Here is a 6549-nt window from a genome sequence, read left to right as displayed (position 1 = left end):
GGTCAGGATGGACGAGTGACAGATCCCGGACCGATAGTGGAGTTTCTCGATAAGACAGGTGACGGCCCTCATGATTATGAAGCATGGTGTTCTGAGTTCGTTTGCTGGGCTTATAAAGCGTCGGGATACCCGTTGGAAACAAGTTCGGGGGGGTGGATGATCGGTGGATCATCAAGCCTGCGGGCCTGGTTCGAAGCAAGAGATCGATGGGTTTCACATACTTCGGCAGACTGGAATACCTTTGTTCCGGCTACCGGAGATTATATCAGATACGATTACAACAACGGTGCCGGGGGGCATAGTGCAATTGTCAGAGATGTTTCGGCTGATGAGGATACATTGTATACTGTAGAAGGAAACTGTGGTAACAAGGTAAGGACCTATGCAAAAACCCAATGGCGTGATTTCAGTGTACGTGAAATCGACGGCTTCGGCCGCATGAGCGGATTTGTTGCAACCGTTTGGTAGGAAAAATATAGAAAATTACACTCGTGACAACAAAAATTATACAAGTTTTCCTCTCCTTTTTCGCCTTAGCGGTGTCGGCGCTTAAAGCAGGATCCCCAGTCCTGCTAGCCGGCACCGTTTTTTATTATTTCAGGCTGAGGAGTAAACAGCGAATGAGATATATGCCGCAGGCAGTGGCCGATTCACAGCGGTCACAAATAGCAAGGTGTTTTATACTATAGTAAGAATTGGTGTTCGGATTAAGGCTCTTAGAGCGGGATCGTTACTCAGTCAAGACGCGTCCCGCTTTTTCTTTTTAAGGCCGTTATGTTGTTATACGGTTTTTCTCCCAGCGCCCCTGGGAAACCCGATTCCACTAGGTGCGGAGCAGGACAGCGCAGCGTAAAATGCTTACCGGCAATGCCGGTATGGATAAGCTCTGTGGTGGGGGTATTCGTTTTTTGGTTAACGTATTGTCGACATGACGGCAGAGAGGAGCCGGATCCGTTTGCGATAACCTCATCGCCGGATCGATTTGGTATCACCCCGGGGGCTGGAAAGCTTATGCCATAGGCACAATCAGAGCGGTTAACGGAAAGAAAAAAAGAAATGCCCGGAAAGAGGGGGGGCGTGAAATAGTTCTTCCGGGCATTGCAGATGTGCCTTTGTAAGGAGATTTTCCTTAGAATGGTGGGCTGAAGATGTCTTTAAAATACACATTTATCTGTTGTGATCGTATGAGAACAAGATTAGTTTATTGTAAGAATGTAAGCCCCTGATTTTTTTGCCGTTATTGCTGCAGGCTCACTTTTGGTATTACCCTCTCATCTATGGAAGTTTGTACACGATTTCAGGCCTGAATTTGTGATTATGGCAATTTTTATATTTTTTTCTTGACAATACAAATTGCCGCTTGTTATTTATAGGGGACCTTCTGGTGCTATGGGTTTTTCCAATTAAGCTCATTTAGTTCATCGTTGCACTCAATTATATTTAGAGGTACAGGCTTATTAAATCATGAATAATAATATTTGCTTCGGGCATATAAATGTGTTTCCTTTCATGGCCAGGATTCTAATCTGTTTCTGGTTGATTTCTTTTTCTTCAAGTGCACAGTGGGAGGAATCCTACGGAGAAGCACCGTATCAGGATATTGACAGTCAAATGGTCACACCGTTCGATTCTTCAGAGGAAATATCAGATTCTTTTCATGAAGAACCGTCAATTCATTTTGAAATGGAAGAGCCTCCGGCGCCTGTTGTTAAATATGCATTTTTGACACTTTTTTCCGATCCATCAGGGGCAACGGTTTATATCGATGATATAGAAAAGGGGGTCACCCCATTTCATGATTCGACAGTGGTTCCCGGAAAACATACCATTACGCTGAAGAAAAAGGGGTATAAATTATTCTCAAAAACCATGGATTTTGTGTCTGAGGATAAGAAAAAAATAACTGTCCGCCTTGGCACACAAAATGGTTTTATTACCATCTTGAGCGCACCTTCCGAAGCGGAGGTAAATATTAACGATAAAAATGTCGGCACTACACCAGTGGTGGACCGGCCACTTAAGCCCGGGACCTATTCAATCAATGTTTCAAAGGAAAACCACAGGGATTATTCCCGGAAAATTCTGATAAACCGGCGGATTCATGATACGCTCCGATGCGAACTCATGTCTGAGGCGACTATCGATTCAATTACAAAGGTGCGGAAAAAGAAATTGCGCATTTTCAGGCATATATCTATCGGTACTGTTGCCGGTATTGTTACTGTCGCCGGGATCAGGGCAAATAATCAATGTCGGGATGCCCTGTCAAGGGAGGAGGGAGCAAAAGAGAGCTACCAGAAGGCCGGTTTGACAACATCGCAATTTGATTATTTCTGGAAGGAATATTCTTCGGCAAAAGCAGATGCGAATAAAAAAATTAAAAAACGTAATCGGCGGTATATAATTTCCGGCATTCTATGGACCGGCTTTGCGCTTTCAATTGCCTTTTAATACCGCATAGATTGTTTTATTCTATGAAACCAGATCCATCAATGATAACACGTTTACTAAAAATATTACCGCTGTTCGTCTTGGTTATTTTTTCTCGTTGTGCGTTCAGGGATGGAGATGAGATCGGAAGATCGAATCCTTATGACCCCCATGGTGACAACTGGACAATTAATTCTGTTCCCAGGGCGAATGCTGATCTGGAAAACAATCCCTTATGGGCCGATTTCAATTTTGATGATTCAACAGGAACTGTCGAGGCCACTCTCTATATACTTGATGCCAATGAAGATGCCGATACAATCAGTATCCAGGCCTATGCAGGCACTGAGCTTGCCGACATGCGTCCGGTTATGGGGGTCAGAGATTCGGTAGTATCTTTTGACAGTCTCCAACCGGCAACAAAATACTATTACCGGATCACGATAACCGATTCCTGGGACAGCAGTACGGTAATCGCCGGTTCCTTTATCACCCCCGAGGGCATACCTCCTCATCCTCCACGGTATTTCGATATCAATTCATATACGAATTATATCCAAGCACAGTTTACCTGTAACAACGGTCAGGCGGTCTGTCTGTATCGTTCCGCGTACCCCTACGGTCCATATCGAAAAATTTGGGAAGAGGATTATCTTCCCTGTCCTACATACTCAAGCTATTATTCATATTACGACACTGTTTCCGATTATAAAATGTATTATTACCAGATCGCAGCTTACAATCAATACGGCGCGGCGCGGGTAAACGACACTCTCACTGGTAAAAGGCGCTCTACGGCTGTTTCACGACCGTCAAGTATTAACGTTTCCTACCTCGATTCGACCCGGATTTCAGTTGAATGGTACGCCTATTCAACCGGTTATTCATTTGAAGTGTACCGTTCGGATAAGAAAGACGGCTTGTATGTGCTGGTAGGGACAACACAGGGCGATTCATACATTGATACGGTAGATAGGGCACTTACCTGGTATTACAAAATTGCAGCGGTAAACAAATCAGGGGTAAGCAGTAATTTCAGTCCGATTGCTTATCCTGCCCTTCCCGCACGCCCCTCTTCTTTCAACGCCACGGATGGTACCTATTCCAGTTATGTTTACCTTGGCTGGTATTCGGTTTCCGGTGCCCGGGAATACAAAATCTATCGAGCACAGTCCGAATCAGGGCTCATGGATGCTCCGGTACTCGCCGTTACCCAGACTACCACCTACAAAGATTCTGTATCGTCCGGGGATACCTACTATTATCAGGTATCGGCTGTAGACAATATGGGAAGAGAGGGGGACAGAAGCTATCATGATGATGGATATTTGAAGCGGCTCTCCAGGCCTTCGTACTTTTCGGCGACCAAAGGCACCTATTCAACGCACATCCGTCTTACATGGTACCAGGTAAGCGGGGCAGTGGGGTATATCATTTTCCGCGCAGAGTCCTCATCAGAACTCGATACCATTGCCCCATTCGATACCATTGCCACCAGCAGCTATAACGATACGGTTTTAACCACCGACACCTGGTATTATGAAGTTGCCGCCTTTGATTCTCTGGGCAGAATCGGTGGGCGGAGCTACAGCGAATATGGATTTGCACGACGTCTGTCGGCTCCCAATTATTTTTCTGCAAGCAACGGTACTTACTCTTCCCATATTCATCTTTCCTGGAGATCGGTGTCCCATGCCAAGGGATATTATCTTTATCGGGCCGAATCATCGGAGCGCCTTGATACCATTACTCCATTTGATACTGTTTTTTCCTTAGGGTATAACGATACTGTTCCTACTGCCGATCATTACTATTATAATGTTGCGGCTTTTGACACTTTGGGACGGGCCGGTTCACGAAGCAGTTCCAACTCCGGCTACCGGAAAGGACTTTCCGCACCTGATGATGTTATTGCTTCCCGAAATACCTATGATGACTATATACGAGTATCCTGGAGATTGGTATCCGGAGCCGAGAAATACTATCTCTATCGTGCCGATTCGGTTAATGTCGATTATTATCTCATCGATAGTACCACCCAGTTATTCTATAACGATTCGGTACCAAAAAAAATTAACTATTACTATCGGGTAGCAGCTGTAACCCCGGATGGGTTGGCAGGCAGCAAGAGCAATTATACGCTCGGTTATCTCAAGCGTCTCAAAGTTCCATCTTCGTTTTTAGCCAGCAATGGAACCTATCATTATATTCAACTGACCTGGGTCGGCGTAAGCGCTGCAAATGGGTATATCATTTACCGCTCCGATTCTTCATCCGCGAGCAATTTCCAGGTTATTGACAGTACCGAATCAACCGTCTATAATGATGTTAATGTTGAACCGGGAATACCCTATTATTACAGAATAGCTGCATACGACACAACCGGAAGGGTCAGTTCTCAAACCGATTATCGAAGCGGGGCTTCAAAATCCTTTTCCGCACCGGTCAACATTGATGCTTCAAATCAGAAGTATTACGATTCTATAGTCGTAACCTGGGACAGTGTTCCCGGGGCGGCCGGTTATCATGTATACAGATTGGCCAATGGAGAGGTAGAATACAGTAAAGTTGCGACGGTATCTGTTCCGAAATATGTTGACACCGCAATATCCTCGACCAATTCTTATTATTATAAAATATCCTCGGTCCATGAGTCGGGAACCGAAACCGCTCGCAGCAGTTATTCTCTTGGAAATGTGATTAATTCGGAACCCGATACACCGGTTGAATTCTATGCCCGGGCTGCAGACAAGGCTATTTGTGTATCGTGGCGTCCTGTTACTTCCGGACCATTACCTGATAGTTATTATATTCTGCGGGCTTTAACAAATAGTGTCGGTGCGTTTACCATAATCGATTCTACGACCGATACGGTATACTATGATACAGTCGGGAATTCTGAGACCTATTATTATCGGATTCAGGCCTGTAATAGATTCGGGGAATCGGGTTTAACTGTTGTCAAATCAGCCCATCTTACCGGTCCCGAACCACCTGCAAACATAAAAGCAAATTACACGTTAAGTCCACATCATACAAAAATAACCTGGAGCGCCCGGTCGGGTGTTTTCCGGTATTATATCTACCGTTGTGAGGGAACGTCGCTTAATTTATGCACCAAGATCGACAGTACAGCCGATACAGTATACTACGATTCCTCAGGCGCCGACAGCATCACTTACTGTTACCGTATAGTGTCGGTTAACGATGTCGGGGCAGGAACACTTTCTTCCTGTGTAAACGGAACCCGCCTGCCCCCTCCACCGAGCATTGTAACCAGTTCGACGTTCAGTCATGTCAGAATATTATGGGGCGCTGCCGGTTCCGTAGAGGGGTATAAGATCTATCGGTCACTTTTTTCTGATGCACTTTTTACGTTGCTGGACTCGGTGAGAGATATGGTATATATAGATACCGTGCCGACAGGCGATATGTATTATTACAAAATATCATCCTATACCTCGGAAGGCGAAAGTAGGTTAAGTTCACCTGCAGTATATGGCCGCCGTCTGCGGCCCGAAGCACCCGATCAGGTTTTTGCATCCCGAGGCGAATACATCGATACAGTTCTTGTCTACTGGAGTGAAAGCAGCGGTGCCGATTCGTATAAACTCTTTCGATCTGGAGATTCAAATTTTTCAAATCCTGTCCTGCGCGGTACCGTAAACGATACCTTTTATTACGATACAACGGGCAATGATTCGGTATATTATTATAAAGTAAAAGCGGTCAATGGAGCGGGGGAGAGTGTGCTCAATTCCACTCCGGCTATCGGCTCCAGAAAGCCCGAGCAAGTGCCGGGAATGCCCGATTCGCTTACTGCCTCCAGTGATAATCCGGATTTCATTGAACTGACCTGGAAAGTGGCAGGTACTGAAACATTTGTTGAAGGATACCGGCTTTACCGTGGAAATTCCGTAGCCGGCCCCTTTAGTCTGATTGTAGAAACCGACAGTCCCTTCTATCAGGACCCCGTTCCCTTATCTTATCCCGATGGTATTTACTGGTATATGGTAAAAGCCTATAATGAAATTGGTGAAGGGCCCGGTTCCGATCCTGCTCAGGGGTATCGGAATTCACCATAATCTCTATTGATTACCGGCTCTGCAAAGCGGCGTA

At 45.5% G+C, this 6549-nt stretch carries 3 protein-coding genes; all 3 read left to right on the top strand.

Annotated features, from left to right (window positions below):
* The first annotated feature begins 15 nt into the window (after positions 1 to 15).
* The 3 genes from GF401_08270 (at position 16) to GF401_08260 (ending at position 6515) form a co-directional block, all read left to right on the top strand.
* Positions 16 to 468, top strand: a complete 453-nt coding sequence (locus GF401_08270) for a CHAP domain-containing protein (GenBank protein ID MBD3345041.1) — start codon at positions 16 to 18, stop codon at positions 466 to 468.
* Positions 469 to 1464: 996 nt separating this feature from the next.
* Positions 1465 to 2451, top strand: a complete 987-nt coding sequence (locus GF401_08265; protein MBD3345040.1) for a PEGA domain-containing protein — start codon at positions 1465 to 1467, stop codon at positions 2449 to 2451.
* 80 nt (positions 2452 to 2531) lie between these two features.
* Complete coding sequence (locus GF401_08260; protein MBD3345039.1) at positions 2532 to 6515, top strand: hypothetical protein; 3984 nt, start codon at positions 2532 to 2534, stop codon at positions 6513 to 6515.
* Positions 6516 to 6549: the final 34 nt, after the last annotated feature.

The sequence above is a fragment of the Chitinivibrionales bacterium genome, from assembly GCA_014728215.1.
Lineage (GTDB): Bacteria > Fibrobacterota > Chitinivibrionia > Chitinivibrionales > WJKA01 > WJKA01.
Note: the sequence above shows the minus strand (reverse complement) of the source record. Positions and strands in the feature narration are given on the sequence as shown.

Coding starts and splice junctions, on each gene's coding strand:
- GF401_08265 (MBD3345040.1), top strand. CDS start 1,465: ATGAATAATAATATTTGCTTCGGGCATATAAATGTGTTTCCTTTCATG.